The organism is Nonomuraea sp. NPDC004354 (assembly GCF_053602555.1).
Map to the genome: position 1 here is coordinate 448,935 of NZ_JBSGDV010000002.1, position 15,195 is coordinate 464,129.

General features: G+C 72.4%; 17 protein-coding genes. 9 read left to right on the forward strand and 8 right to left on the reverse strand.

Annotated features, from left to right (window positions below; all coding sequences use genetic code 11):
- The first annotated feature begins 17 nt into the window (after positions 1-17).
- The 5 genes from ACWENQ_RS07805 to ACWENQ_RS07825 all read left to right on the forward strand — a co-directional run bounded on the left by ACWENQ_RS07805 (position 18) and on the right by ACWENQ_RS07825 (position 2,701).
- Positions 18-314 (forward strand): hypothetical protein, encoded by a 297-nt coding sequence (locus tag ACWENQ_RS07805; protein ID WP_449930106.1) that lies wholly within the window; start codon positions 18-20, stop codon positions 312-314.
- Between the two features lie 98 nt (positions 315-412).
- Positions 413-640: a hypothetical protein gene (locus ACWENQ_RS07810; RefSeq protein WP_449930104.1), complete on the forward strand. Its 228-nt coding sequence runs from the start codon at positions 413-415 to the stop codon at positions 638-640.
- Positions 637-786: a hypothetical protein gene (locus tag ACWENQ_RS07815; RefSeq protein ID WP_449930102.1), complete on the forward strand. Its 150-nt coding sequence runs from the start codon at positions 637-639 to the stop codon at positions 784-786. The genes ACWENQ_RS07810 and ACWENQ_RS07815 overlap by 4 nt, the downstream gene beginning before the upstream one ends.
- 44 nt (positions 787-830) lie before the next feature.
- Positions 831-2,054: a sensor histidine kinase gene (locus tag ACWENQ_RS07820; RefSeq protein WP_452413208.1), complete on the forward strand. Its 1,224-nt coding sequence runs from the start codon at positions 831-833 to the stop codon at positions 2,052-2,054.
- Entirely contained in the window at positions 2,042-2,701 is a 660-nt protein-coding gene (locus ACWENQ_RS07825; protein WP_452413209.1) for a response regulator, read from the forward strand. The genes ACWENQ_RS07820 and ACWENQ_RS07825 overlap by 13 nt, the downstream gene beginning before the upstream one ends.
- Positions 2,702-2,788: 87 nt before the next feature.
- Here the strand turns inward: ACWENQ_RS07825 and ACWENQ_RS07830 are convergent, their stop codons facing one another.
- The 3 genes from ACWENQ_RS07830 to ACWENQ_RS07840 form a co-directional block, all read right to left on the reverse strand.
- Positions 2,789-3,277, reverse strand: coding sequence for a YcxB family protein (locus ACWENQ_RS07830; protein WP_452413210.1), 489 nt, complete (start codon positions 3,275-3,277; stop codon positions 2,789-2,791).
- A gap of 748 nt (positions 3,278-4,025) precedes the next feature.
- The gene (locus tag ACWENQ_RS07835) at positions 4,026-5,645 is read right to left on the reverse strand and encodes an amidohydrolase (protein ID WP_449930094.1); all 1,620 of its coding nucleotides are present in this window, start codon (positions 5,643-5,645) and stop codon (positions 4,026-4,028) included.
- 175 nt (positions 5,646-5,820) lie between these two features.
- Entirely contained in the window at positions 5,821-7,200 is a 1,380-nt protein-coding gene (locus ACWENQ_RS07840; protein WP_452413211.1) for an APC family permease, read from the reverse strand.
- A gap of 117 nt (positions 7,201-7,317) precedes the next feature.
- On the opposite strand from ACWENQ_RS07840, the gene ACWENQ_RS07845 reads away from it, so the two are divergent.
- Positions 7,318-7,914 carry a TetR/AcrR family transcriptional regulator gene (locus ACWENQ_RS07845; protein ID WP_452413212.1) on the forward strand — a complete coding sequence of 199 codons (597 nt, stop codon included), beginning with the start codon at positions 7,318-7,320 and terminating at the stop codon, positions 7,912-7,914.
- 41 nt (positions 7,915-7,955) lie between these two features.
- On the opposite strand, the gene ACWENQ_RS07850 is transcribed toward ACWENQ_RS07845, so the two are convergent.
- Entirely contained in the window at positions 7,956-8,369 is a 414-nt protein-coding gene (locus tag ACWENQ_RS07850) for a TIGR03668 family PPOX class F420-dependent oxidoreductase (protein WP_452413213.1), read from the reverse strand.
- A gap of 8 nt (positions 8,370-8,377) precedes the next feature.
- Entirely contained in the window at positions 8,378-9,427 is a 1,050-nt protein-coding gene (locus ACWENQ_RS07855; RefSeq protein ID WP_449930086.1) for a DUF3800 domain-containing protein, read from the reverse strand.
- Between the two features lie 277 nt (positions 9,428-9,704).
- Between ACWENQ_RS07855 and ACWENQ_RS07860 the strand changes: the two genes are divergently transcribed.
- Positions 9,705-10,760 carry an SDR family NAD(P)-dependent oxidoreductase gene (locus ACWENQ_RS07860; protein WP_452413214.1) on the forward strand — a complete coding sequence of 352 codons (1,056 nt, stop codon included), beginning with the start codon at positions 9,705-9,707 and terminating at the stop codon, positions 10,758-10,760.
- A complete protein-coding gene (locus tag ACWENQ_RS07865; protein ID WP_452413215.1) occupies positions 10,757-11,533 on the forward strand; it encodes an MBL fold metallo-hydrolase in 777 nt (258 codons plus the stop codon). Before ACWENQ_RS07860 ends, ACWENQ_RS07865 begins: the two co-directional genes overlap by 4 nt.
- A 46-nt stretch (positions 11,534-11,579) precedes the next feature.
- Here ACWENQ_RS07865 and ACWENQ_RS07870 read toward each other — a convergent pair whose 3' ends face one another.
- Both ACWENQ_RS07870 and ACWENQ_RS07875 read right to left on the reverse strand, forming a co-directional pair.
- On the reverse strand, positions 11,580-12,812 hold the full coding sequence (locus ACWENQ_RS07870) for an ATP-binding protein (RefSeq protein ID WP_452413216.1): 1,233 nt from the start codon (positions 12,810-12,812) through the stop codon (positions 11,580-11,582).
- Complete coding sequence (locus ACWENQ_RS07875) at positions 12,809-13,468, reverse strand: response regulator transcription factor (RefSeq protein ID WP_449930078.1); 660 nt, start codon at positions 13,466-13,468, stop codon at positions 12,809-12,811. Before ACWENQ_RS07875 ends, ACWENQ_RS07870 begins: the two co-directional genes overlap by 4 nt.
- Before the next feature lie 124 nt (positions 13,469-13,592).
- Here ACWENQ_RS07875 and ACWENQ_RS07880 point away from each other — a divergent pair, with 124 nt between their 5' ends.
- Complete coding sequence (locus ACWENQ_RS07880; RefSeq protein ID WP_449930076.1) at positions 13,593-14,078, forward strand: hypothetical protein; 486 nt, start codon at positions 13,593-13,595, stop codon at positions 14,076-14,078.
- A 49-nt stretch (positions 14,079-14,127) separates the two neighbouring features.
- On the opposite strand, the gene ACWENQ_RS07885 is transcribed toward ACWENQ_RS07880, so the two are convergent.
- Positions 14,128-15,177: a hypothetical protein gene (locus tag ACWENQ_RS07885; protein ID WP_449930074.1), complete on the reverse strand. Its 1,050-nt coding sequence runs from the start codon at positions 15,175-15,177 to the stop codon at positions 14,128-14,130.
- Positions 15,178-15,195: the final 18 nt, after the last annotated feature.

Here is a 15,195-nt window from a genome sequence, read left to right on the forward strand (position 1 = left end):
AGGAGGGCGGACGCCATATGGGAGACGAGCAGATCACGACCATCGGCCGATGTCATGGATGCAAGCGCACCTTCGGCTACATCCCCGCGACTGTCATGACCGCCACGATCGACCCCGAGACCGGGCTTCCTCCGGACATGACGGTGTTGGGCACCCACCGTGAGCCGACACCGGGAGCCCTGGCCAGATCCGTCAAGGCCCCCATCTGCCCTGACTGCGTGACCAGGGCGAAGCAGTTCAGGGATTCGATGCGGCCGACGCCGTTCGACACATGGCCACCAGGCGACCCGGATCGTGACGATACGCGGTCCTGACGGCCGCGACCGAGCCGCGCCTACTACAGCGGGCTGTACCGTCCATCCGGCGGCGGGCGGGATTCTCCCGGACGGCGGGCGCTTCTAGCGTGGGACTCATGAGCGATCTGTACCGAATTGACCCCGCGATCCGCCCGCCGCACCGCCCTCGGACGCGGCGCCGTCTGCTCCGTGCCCTGCTCTGGGTGCTGGTGGTGGTCGGTGTGACGGTGAACCTGGTGTCCAACATCGCCATGGCCGGCGATGTGACGCTGGTCGGGCTGGCGGGCGGCGTGGCGGGCATCGCGGGCCTGATCGCCCTCGCCGTCGCCGGACGCCGTTCGTGACCTCTGCCGTCAGCCTGCACCGGGTGACCAAGGCGTACGGCGAGGTGGTGGCGCTCGACGAGGTCTCCCTCGCCTTTCCCCGTGGCAGGTTCGTGGCGGTGACGGGGCCGTCGGGCTCGCGCAAGAGCACGCCGTGGTGTTGGTAGTGTGCCGGGCCATGGAGCTTCCTGCCCGAAAGATCCTTCGTTAGGTGGTACTGACGTATCTGTGGCGGTGCATCCGCTACCACCTGGTGCTGCTGCCCTCCGCCATGGCGACGGTGATCGCCCTGCCGCTCCTGGTGATAGCCGTGCTGGCTCCGGGCGGTCTGGTGGCGGTTCCGCGCATGATGGCGATCCTGCGCAGGTGGGCCGAGTGGAACCGGGGGCGGGCGGCGGCGCTCCTCGGCGTCACGGTGTCCCCGAGGGAAGCACGCCTGCCGAAGGGCGTCGGCGCCCAGCTGCGGGAACTGCTCCGGAGTCCGGAGAGCCGACGCGACCTGCGGTGGGCCGTGCGGCACGTCGCGACGGGCATACCCACCGGACTGGCCGCCCTGACCGTCGTCGGCCTCGTCGTGAACGCCGTCCTGGAGGCGCCGCTGTGGTGGCTGTTCCCCGCCGACGACCCGCTGCGGCTGATGGTGGCGTTCCCGGTGACGGGATGGTCGCAGGCGCTCGGCCTGGGCCTGGCGCAGATCGTCGTGGGAGCGGCGCTCACCTGGCGGATCGTGCCGAAGCTGGCCCGCATGCACGCCGACGCCTGCCTCGCCGCGCTGGCGCCGTCCTCGGAGGACCGGCTCGCCGCGCGGGTCGACGAGCTGACCGAGAGCAGGTCGGGCGTGCTCGACGCGCACGCCGCCGAGCTGCGCCGGATCGAGCGCGACCTGCACGACGGCACCCAGGCCAGGCTGGTGGCCATCGCGATGCGACTGGGCGTGGCCAGGGAGGCGCTCGGCGACGACAGCGGGACGGTCGGCAGGCTGCTCAAGGAGGCCCATGAAGGCACCGAGGCGGCGATGGCCGAGTTGCGCCAGGTGATCCGCACGATGTACCCGCCCATCCTCGCCGACCGGGGGCTGGCCGGCGCCCTGAACGCCGTGGCGGCCCAGGCGGGCCTGCCCGTCGAGGCGGACCTGGACGACCTCGGGCCGGTCCCCGCCGCGGTCGAGACCGCCGCCTACTTCATCGTGTCCGAGGCGATCACCAACGCCACCAAGCACAGCGGTGCCACCCGGGCGACCGTACGGCTGGCCCGGAGAGACGACACCCTCCACGTCGAGGTCGCCGACGACGGGCGGGGCGGCGTCGACGAGAGGCGTGGCACCGGCATCGCCGGCATCCGTAAGAGAGTCGCCGCCTTCGACGGGGCCGTGGGCGTCGACAGCCCGCCGGGCGGCCCCACCACCATCACCGTGGAGCTGCCGTGCGCGTCGTGATCGCCGAGGACAACGTCCTGCTGTCGGCCGGGTTGGAGCTGCTCCTGGGCAGCAAGGGCATCGAGGTGTCCGCGGTGGTGCCGGACGCGTCCGGCCTGGCCGACGCCGTCGCCACGCACCGGCCCGATCTGGTCATCGTGGACGTACGGCTCCCGCCGTCCTTCCGGGACGAGGGCATCAAGGCCGCCGTCGCGCTCCGCCAGGCCGACCCCGCCCTGCCGGTCCTGGTCCTTTCCCAGTACGTCGAGCGGCTCTACGCCCGCGAGCTGCTCGCCGACGGCTCCGGAGGAGTGGGATACCTGCTCAAGGACAGGGTCAGCCGGGTGAGCCAGTTCATCGAGGATCTCCGGCGGGTGGCGGCGGGCGGCACGGTCATGGACGCCGAGGTCATCTCCCAGCTCATGATCGGCCGCAGGAGCGGCCTCGACATGCTCACCGGCCGCGAGCGGGAGGTGCTGGCGCTGATGGCCCAGGGCCTCAGCAACACCGAGATCGGCCAGCGGCTGACGGTCACCGACAACGCGGTGCACAAGCACATCGGCAACATCTTCGCCAAGCTCGGCCTGCCGCCTTCAGACGGCGGCCATCGCAGGGTTCTCGCCGTGCTGACCTTCCTCGACAACCAGCGACCGCCTTCTCCCGCCTGACCGGCGCCCGTGGTACCCCGCGTGAAACGCAACATCCACGACCGGGGGAGCGGGCCGTCGGGGTCCGGCTGTCTTCCGCTGACGACGTCAGACCCTCGCTGACCGGCGTGCTTCCTCCCTGACCGCGAAGAGCCCGTCGAGTTCGGCCTGCTGCCCGTCGCTGAACGCGCGTCTCGGGAGGAACCCCGTGAACTGCCTGTTGACGAAGAACAGCCAGAACTCGGGAGTGGTCTCGATCCGGCTGAAAAGCGACCACCGCGTCGCGGTGGTGGACTGGTCGGTTCGCGTCTCGTAACCGTCGCCGGTCACCCGCAGCGTCGTGGGGACGCAGAGGTAGGTGAGCTGCCGCTTCGCCATCCGGCGGATCACCACGCTCAGCACGAGGGGGAAGGCGACGGCGCCCGCGAGCATGCCGGCTCCGAGCCCGACGGCGCCGACGGCGAGGCACGCCAGCCCCGACGCGGCCAGGACCAGCGGCACTGCCAGGGAGACGAGCTTGAGCTGCCGCATCACGCCCTGCTGGAGCGCTCGTGACACGTCGTCGGGTGTGGGTTGGTAGCTGATGGTGAAGTCCATGGTGCAGACCATCATTCGGGGTCGTGCGGGGACTCGCAAGATCGCCGTGTCTGATTGTCTATGGGCATGACACGCTCGAGGATGAAGCGCTGGTTCGCCGCACACCCGTCGGCGGACAGGTGACGGACCGGTTCGGCAAGGCGGTCGGCCAGCTCGCCTCCGACAAGCTCGAGGAGCGGCTGGGCGGTATTCACGCGTTGGAACACGTGATGTCCGAATCGGCGGTCGATCACACGGCGGTCATCGGTGTCCTGTGTTCCTTCGTCCGGGCGCGCACGATGCGCGAGAGGAACGCGGAAGGGGAATACGTCGCCGAGGACGACGATCCGGAACTCGCCTGGATCGAGCTGCCCGCTGACGTCGACGCCGCGATGACCGCCCTGGCCCGCAGGCCCGGGAGGGACGAGCCGAACCGGCCCGATCTGCGGGCGGCGAAGCTCGCCGGCCTGTCCGCGCGGAGCATGGACTTCTCCGCTCCACCCCGGTTGACCGGGATGTTCCTCACGTCGGCGGATCTGCGGCGGGCGGACCTCCGGGGCGCGGACCTGGGGCCTGCCCGCCGCCCACGCGATGGCCGTCCGCGGCGGACACCTGAAAGACCGCCCGGCCGCGGAGCCGCCCCGGCAGAACCCGGGGACGGCCCCACGGCAGATTCCGGGGACGGCCCCACGGCAGAACCCGGGGACGGCCCCACGGCAGAACCCGGGGACGGCCCCGCCCACGGCGTCGGGTGGGGCCGTGCGCCCGGTCAGCTCCGCTGGTGGACGACCTCCCCGCCCACCACGACGAGGTCCGCCCGGACCCCCGGGATCTCCGCCACCGGGATCGCGAACAGATCGTCCGACAGAACCGTGAAGTCGGCCAGCTTGCCCGGGGTGAGCGAGCCCCTGTCGTGGTCGCAGAAGTTGGCGTAGGCCGACCCCAGCGTGTACCCGCGGATGGCCGTCTCCAGGCTGACCGCCTCCTCCGGCATCCACGCGGGTCCACCCGCGAGCCCCTGCCGGGTGACGGCCGTGTAGATGCCGACCATGGGGTCCATCTCGGCCACGTTCCAGTCGCTGGAGAAGGCCAGGACGGCGCCCGCCTCGTGTAGGGAGCGCATCGGCCACGCCTTGGCCCAGCGGGCCGGCCCCACCGCCTCCGCCCAGTCGCGTCCCGGCCCGGCGATGTCGGGGGAGCAGTGCCGGGGCTGCATGCAGGCCACGACGCCGAGCTCGGCGAAGCGCGGCACGTCGGCCGGGTCGAGGCATTCCACGTGGACCACCTGGTGGCGGGCGTCGCGCGGGCCGTTCACGCGCCGGGCGTGCTCGACGGCGTCGAGGACCGTGCGGATGCCCCGGTCGCCCGTGGCGTGGACGAACGCCTGGAAGCCCGCCGCGTCGAGCGAGGCCAGCAGGTCCGCGAACTCGCCGGGCGGGTAGAACGTCTCGCCCCGGTGGTCGCCGTGCCCGCAGTACGGCTCCAGCAGCGCGGCGGTGCGCGGCTCCACGACGTCGTCGATGTAGAGCTTGAGCGGTCCGACGCGCAGCCGGTCGTCGTCGTAGGCGGCGGCCGCCCGCGCGAAGTCGGCCAGGTCGGCGGCGGACGTCCCCCGCGGGTGGAACAGCGCCGCGATCAGGCGGGAGCGCAGCCTGCCCTCGGCGCGGGCGCGCTCGAACAGCCGCAGGTCGTCCAGGGAGTTCTGCGGCTCGACGATGGTCGTGATGCCGTGTCCGGTCGCCATGTCGAGGCTGGCGAGCAGCCGGGCGTACTGCCGGTCGGGGCCGGCCCACGGCACCCCGAGCGCGGCCAGCGCCCGATGGCCCTCCCGGGACAGCCCGCGCACGGCGAACTCGGTGACGAAGCCCGTCGGCGTGCCGGTGGCGTCCACCTGGGCCACGCCGAACGGCAGCTCGGTGTGGTCGCGGTCGATGCCGAGGCGACGCAGGGCGGCGGTGTTGGCCCACAGCGTGTGCACGTCGTAGCCGAACACGATCGTGGGGACGGCGCCGGTGAGGGCGTCCAGGTCGGCGGCGCGGGGTGGGCCGGGGACGGCCGTGTAGTCGAAGCCCTCGCACTCGATCCAGGTGGCCTCGGGGTGCTCGGCCCGCCACGCGTCGATCCTGCGGCCGATCTCGGCCAGGTCGGCGGCCCCCGCGAGCTGCACGCACGCGTCGTCGGAGCCGAGCCGTACGTGGTTGTGCGCGTCCACGAAGCCGGGCAGCACCAGGCGGCCTCCGGCGTCGACGGTCTCCGCCGCCGCGGGCGCGTCGGCGTCCGCGCCGACCCACACGATCCGGCCGTCCCGTACGGCCAGCGCCTGCGCGCGGGGCAAGGCGTCGTCGACGGTGTGGATCCTGGCGTTCCGCACGGTCAGATCGGCGGTCATCGTTGTCCGTCCTCCTCGACGGGTAGTCATGCGAGGTCAGTCCCCGGGGTCCGTGGCGCCCTGGCGGGTGGTGCGGTGAGGTGGCAGGGGGTCGGTGGCGCCTCGGTCGGTGGTGCGGTGAGGTGGCAGGGGGTCGGTGGGGCCCCGGTCGGTGGTGCCGTGAGGTCGCAGGGGGTCAGTCCTCGGGCACGGTGACGACCCAGTGGGTGGCGTGGCGAGGTCGCAGGTAGAGCAGGTAGTAGGCGGCGAACAGCGCGACGATGCCGCCCGCGACGACCAGGTCGGTGACGCTCTGCTCGAGCAGCGCGTAGCCCAGGGCCGCGATCACGACCAGCGGCGGAAGCGGCCACAGGGGCATGCGCCAGGCCCGCTCCTCCCGGTGCCGTGCCGTACGGGAGCGCAGCGCGGCCGCGGCGAGCAGCAGCGAGACGACCGTCACGATCACCGAGGTGAGGCCGAGCAGCTGCTCGATGTCGAGCAGCGCGGCCATCGCCACGCCGGGCAGCCCGATGGCGAGCGTCGCCACGTACGGCGAGCCCCAGCGCGGGTGGATGCGGGTGAGCGCGGCGCCGACGGGAGCGGGCCAGGCGCGGTCGCGGGCGGAGGCGAACACGACGCGGCCGTTCTGGAGCACCATGACCAGGACGGCGTTGCAGATGGCGATGGCGATGCCCAGGTTGACCGCGGTGGCCACGCCGTCGCCGGCCCAGGTGCGCACGTAGTCGGAGAAGGAGCCGTTGACCAGGTCGTCGAGGGAGCCGACGCCCAGCACGGTGGCGATCACCGGCACGATGATGACGACGGCCGCCAGGCCGAGCGACCAGAACACCGCGCGGGAGATGTCGCGCCGCGGTTCCTTGATCTCCTCGGCCAGGTAGGTCGCGGTGCCGAAGCCGTTGACGACGAACATCGCCACGGTGAGCCCGGCCATCAGCGCGGCGATCCCGAACGGAGAAGCGCCGCCCTGCCCGTCGGGCACGACGGGGGACAGGAGGACCTCCGGGCCCCGCTGGGCGTGCGTGAAGCCGAGGGCGGCGACCACGCAGGCGGCGACCACCTCGATGGCCAGGAAGACGCCGGTGATGAGGGCGTTCGACCGGATGTCGAGCACCGCGAAGGCGGTGGCGGCGAGCATCACGACGGCGCCGGCGCCGGCCCGGTCCACCGCGAGCAGGTCGCTCAGGTAGTCGGCCGTGCCCAGCGCGATGATCGGCGGGATCACGATCAGCAGGGAGATGGACAGGCCGAAGGTGAGCCAGCCGCACAGCCGGCCGAGCATCGCCGTCACCATGGCGTACTCGCCGCCGGAGCTGGGTCTGAGCGTGCCGAGTTCGGCGTAGCAGCAGCCGACGGCGATCGAGACGGTCACCCCGGCCAGCAGGGTGAGCACAGCGCCGCTGCCCTGCCCGGCGAGAACCTCGGGAACGATGATGAACAGCGAGGACGCGGGCGTGATGCACGACAGCGTGAGCATGACGGCGCCGAACAGGCCGAGCATGCGGGCGAGAGAGGGAGGGGCGGGAGCAGCGGCGGGGGCCGTTGGCGGCTGGATCATGGGCGCTCCTGGGCCGATCTTTGAATGCCGTTCAAACTGTTTGAATGGCATTCAAAATGCACTGCCGTAGATTGGTCCGTCAAGGACTCGTCAACGACCGTTATCGCAAGGTGAGCTATGGCGCGGGGGCATCGCCGGCTGGACCGGCCACGGGAGCAGGTGCTGGAGGCGGCGATGGCCGCCATCGCCGAGCACGGCCTGGCCGACCTCACGATGGCCGGGCTGGCCCGGCGGCTGGGCACCAGCGGAGGCCACATCCTCTACTACTTCGGCAGCAAGGATCAGGTGCTGGTGGAGACGCTGCGCTGGAGCGAGGAACGGCTCGCCCCCCGGCGGGCGGAGATCGTCGAGCGCGGCGCTCCGGCCGGTGATCGGCTGGCCGGCTACATCGACCTCTACCTGCCCAGCGGCACCGCCGATCCGCGCTGGCTGCTCTGGGTCGACGTGTGGAGCCGCACGCTCGCCGTTCCCGAGCTGCGGGAGACGCAGGCCGAGCTGGACCGGCGCTGGCACGAGGATCTGGTGCGGGTGGTGGACGACGGCGTGCGCGCGGGCGAGTTCGTCGCCACAGACGCGCAGGCCTTCTCGGTACGGCTGCGCGCGATGCTCGACGGGTTCAGCACCCAGATCGTCATCGGCGTGCCGGGCGTGGACCGCGCCGCCTTCGCCGCGCACGCCCTGGACCACTGCCGCCGAACGCTCGAAGCTCGCTGATCACCCGGCGGCGGACCAGCCGCTCCACCGAAGCCCGCTGATCATCCGGCGGCGGACCAGCCGCTCCACCGCTCCACCGCGATCGTGACCACGGGCCCCTCGGGCGGCCGGGACCGGTAGGGCGCGTAGCGTTCGGCCAGCCGGGCGATCCAGCGCGCGCTCTCGGCCGGGTCGCCCACGATCGCCGCCCTGCCGTCCGCGCGCGCCCACCACAGCCGCGACCAGTCCTCCTCGTAGTGGTCCACCAGCAGGCTGACCCGCTCGTTGACGGCGATGTTCCGCAGCCTGCGCAGGTCCGTGGACCGCTTCGGCTTGTGATCGACCGCGAACGCGATCAGGTCGTCGTGGACGGCGAACACGATCGGCACCAGGTGCGGCACCCCGCCGGTGTCGGCCGTGGCGAGCGTGGCGGTCCGCGCCGTCATGAATCTGTCCCTGGCCGAGAGCGCGTCCATGACCGCATTCAACCAGCGGGCACCGGCAGGAACCGGCTCCGGTCGTCCCCCCAGATCGAGGACGCGTCGACATAAGGGCGGAGCAGCGCGGTGAGCTCGGCGTCGCCGCGCCCCTCGAGCTCGTCCTCGGCTATCCTCCGTGCCGCTCCGGCGAGAAGGTCGGCGACCTGGACCCGCGGGTCCGTGCGCGAGTCGACGAGCCGTACCCCGGCCAGCCGGCCGGTCGGGGAACCACGGCGGACGACCGGATGTGCCCTGAGCTGGGCGATGCGCTCGTCGGTCAGCATGGTCTGCCGGTCGTGGACGAGGAAGAGGGGAGCGTCGTCCGCGGCCCAGCGGTCGACCGCCCCGACGATGGCAGGGACCAGCGGGTCGAGCACCGGCATCAGCGGCGGCTCGCCGAGCAGCCGCGCCCGGAAGGCCGCCACGCGAGGTCGCGCCCCGGCGAGCCGCTCCATGACGGCGCCGGTCGGGCCACCGGCACCGGGCGACCGCAGGACGTCGACCAGGTCGAACGCCTCCTCGACCGATACCACGGGACCACGGCCGTTCTTGGTGCGCAGCACGTCGTTGAAGGACGTCAGGAAGGCGGTCCACCGCGCGTGGCCGAGCGCGTGAGGGCCCTCGCGGTAGAGGGTGGCGGCCACGTCGGCGGGGGTGTCTCCGGCGGCGGGCAGCAGCTCGGCCACGGCGCGGACGACGAGGAAGGCCTTGTCGACGAGATGGACGTGAGCGTTGCCGAGGAGCGGCCCCGCGGGACCGAGCAGCCACGCGAGCGTCCCGCGGTGCTTGCCGCGGAGCAGGATGCCCGCCTTGAACTCCGTCGTCGGGGAGGGCGCCCGCCGGCGCACCTCCCGCATGCACCTGGCCGCCGACTCGATGTCGAACCCCACGCCGGCGTGCGCGAACACCTTGGTGTTCCCGCCGACGAGCTTCTCGCCCTCCGACCCCGACTCGTCGCAGGCGATCTCGCGGAGCCGCTCCGCCAGGCCACCGGGCGGTGGCGGCCGGTCGCCGGCAGGCAACCGGTCCGTCCGCCCGGAATCGGGTCTGATCACGCATCGGACATTACGCAGCCGCCGTGACCGGACGAAAGGTGTTTTCCGGCCGGGCGGAGAGTCATGGCGGCAAAGGTCGAGGAAGCGCCGTGTGTCTCCGTTGACCCTTAGGAGGGGCCTGAATAAATTCCGACCCGTTCTGCGGCCGAGGGGGAGCGGCCGATCGGTGGCGGGGGTGGCCGGCCGATACCCGGGAGGTCCTGAGGAGCGCGCCGGACCGACCGGGTCGCCGGAGGAGGGTGCAACGAGGGTGGGGGGAGTTCGGGTGCGGAGTGCGGTGCGTTGCTTCGGTGAACGGCTGGTGCCCTTCGACGAGCCGGTCGAGGAGAGTCGCGCGGTGGTCGAGCCGTCGCCGGGCGAGCTGCTCGCCGCCGCTCGCGGGGCCGTCGCCGAGGGGAGACCGCTGCTCGTCGCGGCGCGGACCGACGCCTACGCGGGATTCCTGCGCACGCTCTGGCTCGAGCACCCGGAGCTGGCGGTCGCGCTGGTGGTGACGAACGGCCGCGTGCTCGCGCCCGAGCGGCCCGTTCCCGGCTACCACGAGCTGGTCGTCGACGACAGGGGCGGGACGTGGCGGCGGGAGAGCGTGCCGGTGGAGCTGCCGTCCGAAGGGCGGATCCCCCTCGATTCCGGCGATGTGGTGCTGGTCAGCGGCGGCGGTAAGGGGTTCGGCCATGAGTGCGCGAAGGCGCTCGCCGGCGCCACGGGCGCCAGGCTCGCTCTCCTCGGCAGGTCCGAGCCGGACGACGATCCCCTGCTGGCCGCCGCTCTCGCCGACCTCCCGGGGGAGCACGCCTACGAACCCGCCGATCTCGGCGACTCCGCGGCGGTGGCGCGTGCCGTACGGGCTTTGGAAGGGCGGCTCGGGCGGGTGACGGCGATCGTGCACGCGGGCGGCGTGAACCGCCCCGCGCGGTTCACCGAGCTGACGGACGGAGAGATCGCGCTGCACGTCGCGCCGCGGGTCGGCGGATTGGACGCGTTGCTGGCCGCCGTGGAGCGCCCCCGGCTGGTGGTGACGTTCGGCTCGGTGGCCGGCAGGTACGGCAAGGCGGGCGCCGCGCACGTCGCGCTCGCCACCGGGCTGATGCGGGAGCGGGTGGGCGAGTTGCGGACCGAGGCGCTCAGCGGGGAGGGCGGCCGCGACGGCGGGCCGACGCGATTGCTCACCGTCGAGTGGGGCGACGAGGACGCGACGGGGCACTGCGCCCTGCTCCTGCGCCTGCTGGCCGTCCCGGACCTCGCGGGCACCTTCTCCGTCCGCGCGGCCTCCGGCCACGAGGAGGCCGGGCCGGCACACGAGCCGCTCGTATCCGCCAAGATGAGGACATGAACGAGCAGTGGCTGGAGATCGGCGACCGGGTGTTCGTCCGTCGGCACGAGTCCTACGACCTGAACGTCGGCCTGGTCGTCGGTGACGGCCAGTGCCTGGTCCTCGACACGCGGGAGTCCCACCCCAAGGCCGCCGACCTGATCGAGGCCATCAGGAGGATCACTCCCGACCCGTGGACGGTCGTCAACAGCCACGCTCACTTCGATCACTATTTCGGCAACGCGCTGTTCGTGCCCGCCGAGTTCTGGGCGCACGCGCGGGCGGCCGAGGAGATCAAGAGGGACGGCGAGGGCACCAGGGAGCGGGTGGCGGCCGGCCGGGATCCTGAGGCCGCCGACGTGGAGATCGTGGTGCCCGACCACACGTTCACCGACCGGGCGACGCTCGACGTCGGCGGCAGGCCGGTGCACCTGCGGTACTTCGGCAGGGGGCACACCGACAACGACATCGTCGTGCACGTGCCGGACGCCGGTGTGGTCTTCGCCGGCGACCTGGTGGAGGAGGGGGCACCGCCCGCCTTCGGCGACGCCTACCCGCTCGACTGGCCGGGCACGCTGGCGGCGTTGCTGGCCGAGCTGCCCGAGCAGGTCATCGTGCCGGGGCACGGCGCGGTGGTCGACCGCGCGTTCGTCTCGGCCCAGCTGAACGACCTTGCGGTCACGGCCGATCTGGCCCGCCGCGCGCACGTCGAGGGCCTGCGCGACCTGGTCTCCCAGATGCCCTACCCGGAGGCGATCGAGCGGGCGTTCCTGCAGCTCGACCGCGACGCCTGAGGCCGGCGGCCGCGGCCGGGGGCGGCTCCGGCCCGTCCCGGCCGCGTCAGTTCCGGTGCGCAGGGAACCTCGCGACGAACCCGCCGTCCCGTACGGCGAGCGTCCCGCCGTGCAGCGTCGCGATGTCCCTGGCGATCGACAGGCCGAGCCCGGCCCCTCCGCCGTCTCTTGCCCTGGCCTCGTCCAGCCTGGTGAAGCGGTCGAAGACGGCCTCCCTGTGCTCGGGCGGGATCCCCGGCCCGTCGTCGAGCACCTCCAGGACCGCCTCGCCGTCCTTCTCGTACGCCCTGACCTCGACCGCCGTCGCGGCGTGCCGTACCGCGTTGTCCACCAGGTTGGTGACCAGCCGCGAGAGGTGGCCGCGCGAGCCGCTGACGACCACGTCGGGGCTGATGTCGAGGGTGACGGCCGCCCCCGGGCGGGCGCTCCGCTCGGCGACGACCTGGCCGAGATCCACCTCCTCCCTCCGCAGCGGCTCGCTCGCGTCGAGCCTGGCCAGCAGCAGGAGGTCGCCGGACAGCCGTTGCAGCCGTTCGACGTCGGCCAGGGCCTCGGTCGACAGCTCGGTGGGCTCGGCCAGCTCCATCCGGGCGCGCAGGGTCGCGATCGGGCTGCGCAGCTCGTGCGCGGCGTCGGCGACGAACTGCTTGTGCCGCTCGACCGCCGTCTCCAGCCGGTCGAGCGTGGCGTTCACCGTGACGGCGAGCCCGGCGATCTCGTCGCCCGACTCGGGGACGGGCACCCGCTGGTGCAGGTCGCGCGCGGTGATGTCGGCGACCTTCGCCCTGATCGCCGCGACGGGCGCCAGCGCCCGGCCGACGGAGAACCACGTCATCCCCGCCACCACGGCCAGCAGGAGCGGCACCCCCGGCAGCAGCAGCCCGTTCAGCGTCTGGAGCGCCTGCTCGGCGCCGGCCAGCGAGGCCCGGCCCCAGACCTCGACAGGACCCGTCTCCGTGTCGACCGCCATCCTGGCGACGGCGAACTGGCCCGGGGTCGCCGTCTCCCACGGTCCCACCGTCTCCCACGGGTCCACCGTCCCCGTGGGCGTGCTGACCTGGACGTCCGGGTCGGCGGTCAGGACGAGCTCGGCGGGCTTGGTGACGGCGGCCAGCGGCATCGCCGCGACGACCTTCCTGGCCGCCTCGGACCTGGCGCTGGCCTCCAGGCTGCCCTTCAGCGAGATGACCAGGACGGCCGCGGCGATGCCGAGCGCGACGGCGACGACGGCGGTGGCCGCGACCGTGGCGCGCAGCCGTACGGAGAAGAGGCTCTTCACACCGCCTCCAGACGGTAGCCGGCGCCCCTGACGGTCTCGATCACGCCGGGGCCGATCTTGCGGCGCAGCGCGCTGACGTACACCTCGACGATGTTGGGGTCGCCGTCGTAACTGAAGTCCCATGCCTGGGCGAGCAGCTCGCTCTTGCTGACCACCTCGCCCGCCCGGCGGGCCAGGCCGTGCAGCACCGCGAACTCCTTCGGGGTCAGCGCGATCTCGACGCCGCCCCTGCGGCAGCGCATGCCCGCGGGGTCGACGGTCAGGTCGCCCACGGTGATCGACACGGGCCGCTCCTTGCCGCCCCGCCTGACCAGGGCGCGCAGCCTGGCCACCAGGACGACGTAGGAGAAGGGCTTGGCGAGGTAGTCGTCCGCGCCGGTGTCGAGCGCCTCGGCCTCGTCGTAGACGCCGTCCTTCGCGGTGAGCATCATGATCGGAGTCCAGTTGCCCGCCTCGCGCAGCTTCGCGCAGAGGGCGTACCCGTTCAGCCTGGGCAGCATGACGTCCAGCACGATCGCGTCGTAGTCGTTCTCCGAGGCCATCCACAGCCCGTCGCGGCCGTCGTAGGCGACGTCGACGGCGAAGCCCTCACCCGCCAGGCCGCCCTTGACCAGGTCGGCCAGCCTCTTCTCGTCCTCGACCAGTAGAACTCGCACAGTGCTCAGCGTGCCTGACGCGACCTAAAGCCAACCTGAAGATCATTTCGGCGGCGTTCAGGGTGCCTTCAGGTTGCGTGGGCGAAGCTGCGTTCATTCCGTTCGATCAACGAAGGAGAGGGAAGTGTTCAAGCGACGTATCGCCGCTCTCGTTGCCGTGGGTGCCGTGCTGCTGGCCGGGGGGCTGGCCGGATCGGCCAACGCCGCCTCGGGGGAACCGCCCGCCAAGCCGCCCGCCAAGGGCACCTGCGTGACGAGCGACGGCAGGACCTTCGAGTTCGTCGACGCCATCCCCGCCACCGAGATCGAGCACGCCGAGAAGGGCGAGGTCCGGCTCTCCGCTGACGTCGACGCGACCGGTGCCGTGGCGCGCGCCGCGAAGGTCGCGCCCGACGGGGAGACCGTGACGGTCACGACCCCGCCCGACGGCGCCCCGCACGTCCAGCGGTGGAGCGAGGTCACCGAGGCCGTCCCCGCGACGCCCGCCACGGAGGCCGAGCGGAAGGACGCCCCAATCCAGGCCGCCGAGATCACGGAGAGCGCGGTCGCGATCGCCCCCGCGGACGACGAGAACGCCAAGGCCGTGACCATCGCCTGCCGCGCCGAGTAACGGGGCGCGGCCCCGCCGTACCGGCGATGGGGGTCCGGTACGGCGGGGCTCAGGCGAAGGACGGGTGCGGGCCCAGCGCCCAGTACTCGAAGAGCCCGTGGCCGACCTGCCCGTCGTACTCGAAGCGCGCGACCGCGTCGACCATGCCCCACATGCGGCCGGCGTCCTCGGGCAGCGTGTAGGTCACCCCCTGGACCACGGGCTGGCTTCCCTGGTACATGCCGTGCTTCCAGTCGGGCTCCAGGCCGTACCCGGTGCCGACCATGAGATGGACGGGCAGGATCGGCGTGCACCGCACCTCGATCTTGTCGAAGGTGATCGTGGCCGACACGACGTCGCGGGTGCCTGGGGCGTAGACGGGGTGGTAGCCGGGGCGGCCGAGATACTCCTCCCGGCCGTCCGACCACACCCTGACGGCCTCCTCCAGGACCCTGCGGCCCTCGTGGTCCTCCTGCACGATGCAGAGGATCGCGTGGTCGTCGAACTGCATGGGCGCGTACAGCCAGTAGAAGGTGCCCGGGTTCTTGACCTGGATGCCGGGCGGCTCCGGCTCGCCCACCGGTCTGATGCCCCAGGAGCGGTCCCTGGTGCCCTGCCATCCGTCGACGGGGATCTCGTCGTCGCCGACCACGATGGTGCCGCTCCAGCGGCCGGTCTGTGCCAGCCGTACGGAATCGAAGATCACCCGCTCCTGCCAGCGCAGGAAGTGGCGGGGTTCGAGCGTGGCCGGGATCGTGCCCGTCCACGTGAGGTCGAAGGACAGGCCATGCTCGTTCGGCTCCAGGATCACCCTGAGCCGCTTGAGCCCTTCGATGACCTCGATCCTGAACGGGCCGACGGAGGTGTCCATGCGGTCGCCGCCGAGTTCCCGTGACGCCCGCACCACCCGGTGCAGGTCCGTACGGCGGGCACAGGCGAAGGCGTCGGTGACGCCGAGATTGGGGTACTGCCCGAGCCCGACGATGAGCATGAGCTCGTCGGTGCCGGCATGGCAGTTGAAGTAGTAGCGATCGTAGAAGTTGCGATCGGAGGTCGCCACGTGGCGCATGACCTGAGGGGCCTGGTGGACGGGGAAGTCGTCGAGCGGTGACAGGCTCATGCGCTGGTTGTAGCAAGC

What these genes read in the sequence shown, in the direction of transcription:
- ACWENQ_RS07805 (WP_449930106.1), top strand. Translation starts at nt 18, where the DNA reads ATGGGAGACGAGCAGATCACGACCATCGGCCGATGTCATGGATGCAAG.
- ACWENQ_RS07850 (WP_452413213.1), bottom strand. Translation starts at nt 8,369, where the DNA reads ATGGACGCGCTCTCGGCCAGGGACAGATTCATGACGGCGCGGACCGCC.
- ACWENQ_RS07845 (WP_452413212.1), top strand. Translation starts at nt 7,318, where the DNA reads ATGGCGCGGGGGCATCGCCGGCTGGACCGGCCACGGGAGCAGGTGCTG.
- ACWENQ_RS07830 (WP_452413210.1), bottom strand. Translation starts at nt 3,277, where the DNA reads ATGGACTTCACCATCAGCTACCAACCCACACCCGACGACGTGTCACGA.
- ACWENQ_RS07885 (WP_449930074.1), bottom strand. Translation starts at nt 15,177, where the DNA reads ATGAGCCTGTCACCGCTCGACGACTTCCCCGTCCACCAGGCCCCTCAG.
- ACWENQ_RS07810 (WP_449930104.1), top strand. Translation starts at nt 413, where the DNA reads ATGAGCGATCTGTACCGAATTGACCCCGCGATCCGCCCGCCGCACCGC.
- ACWENQ_RS07840 (WP_452413211.1), bottom strand. Translation starts at nt 7,200, where the DNA reads ATGATCCAGCCGCCAACGGCCCCCGCCGCTGCTCCCGCCCCTCCCTCT.
- ACWENQ_RS07865 (WP_452413215.1), top strand. Translation starts at nt 10,757, where the DNA reads ATGAACGAGCAGTGGCTGGAGATCGGCGACCGGGTGTTCGTCCGTCGG.
- ACWENQ_RS07835 (WP_449930094.1), bottom strand. Translation starts at nt 5,645, where the DNA reads ATGACCGCCGATCTGACCGTGCGGAACGCCAGGATCCACACCGTCGAC.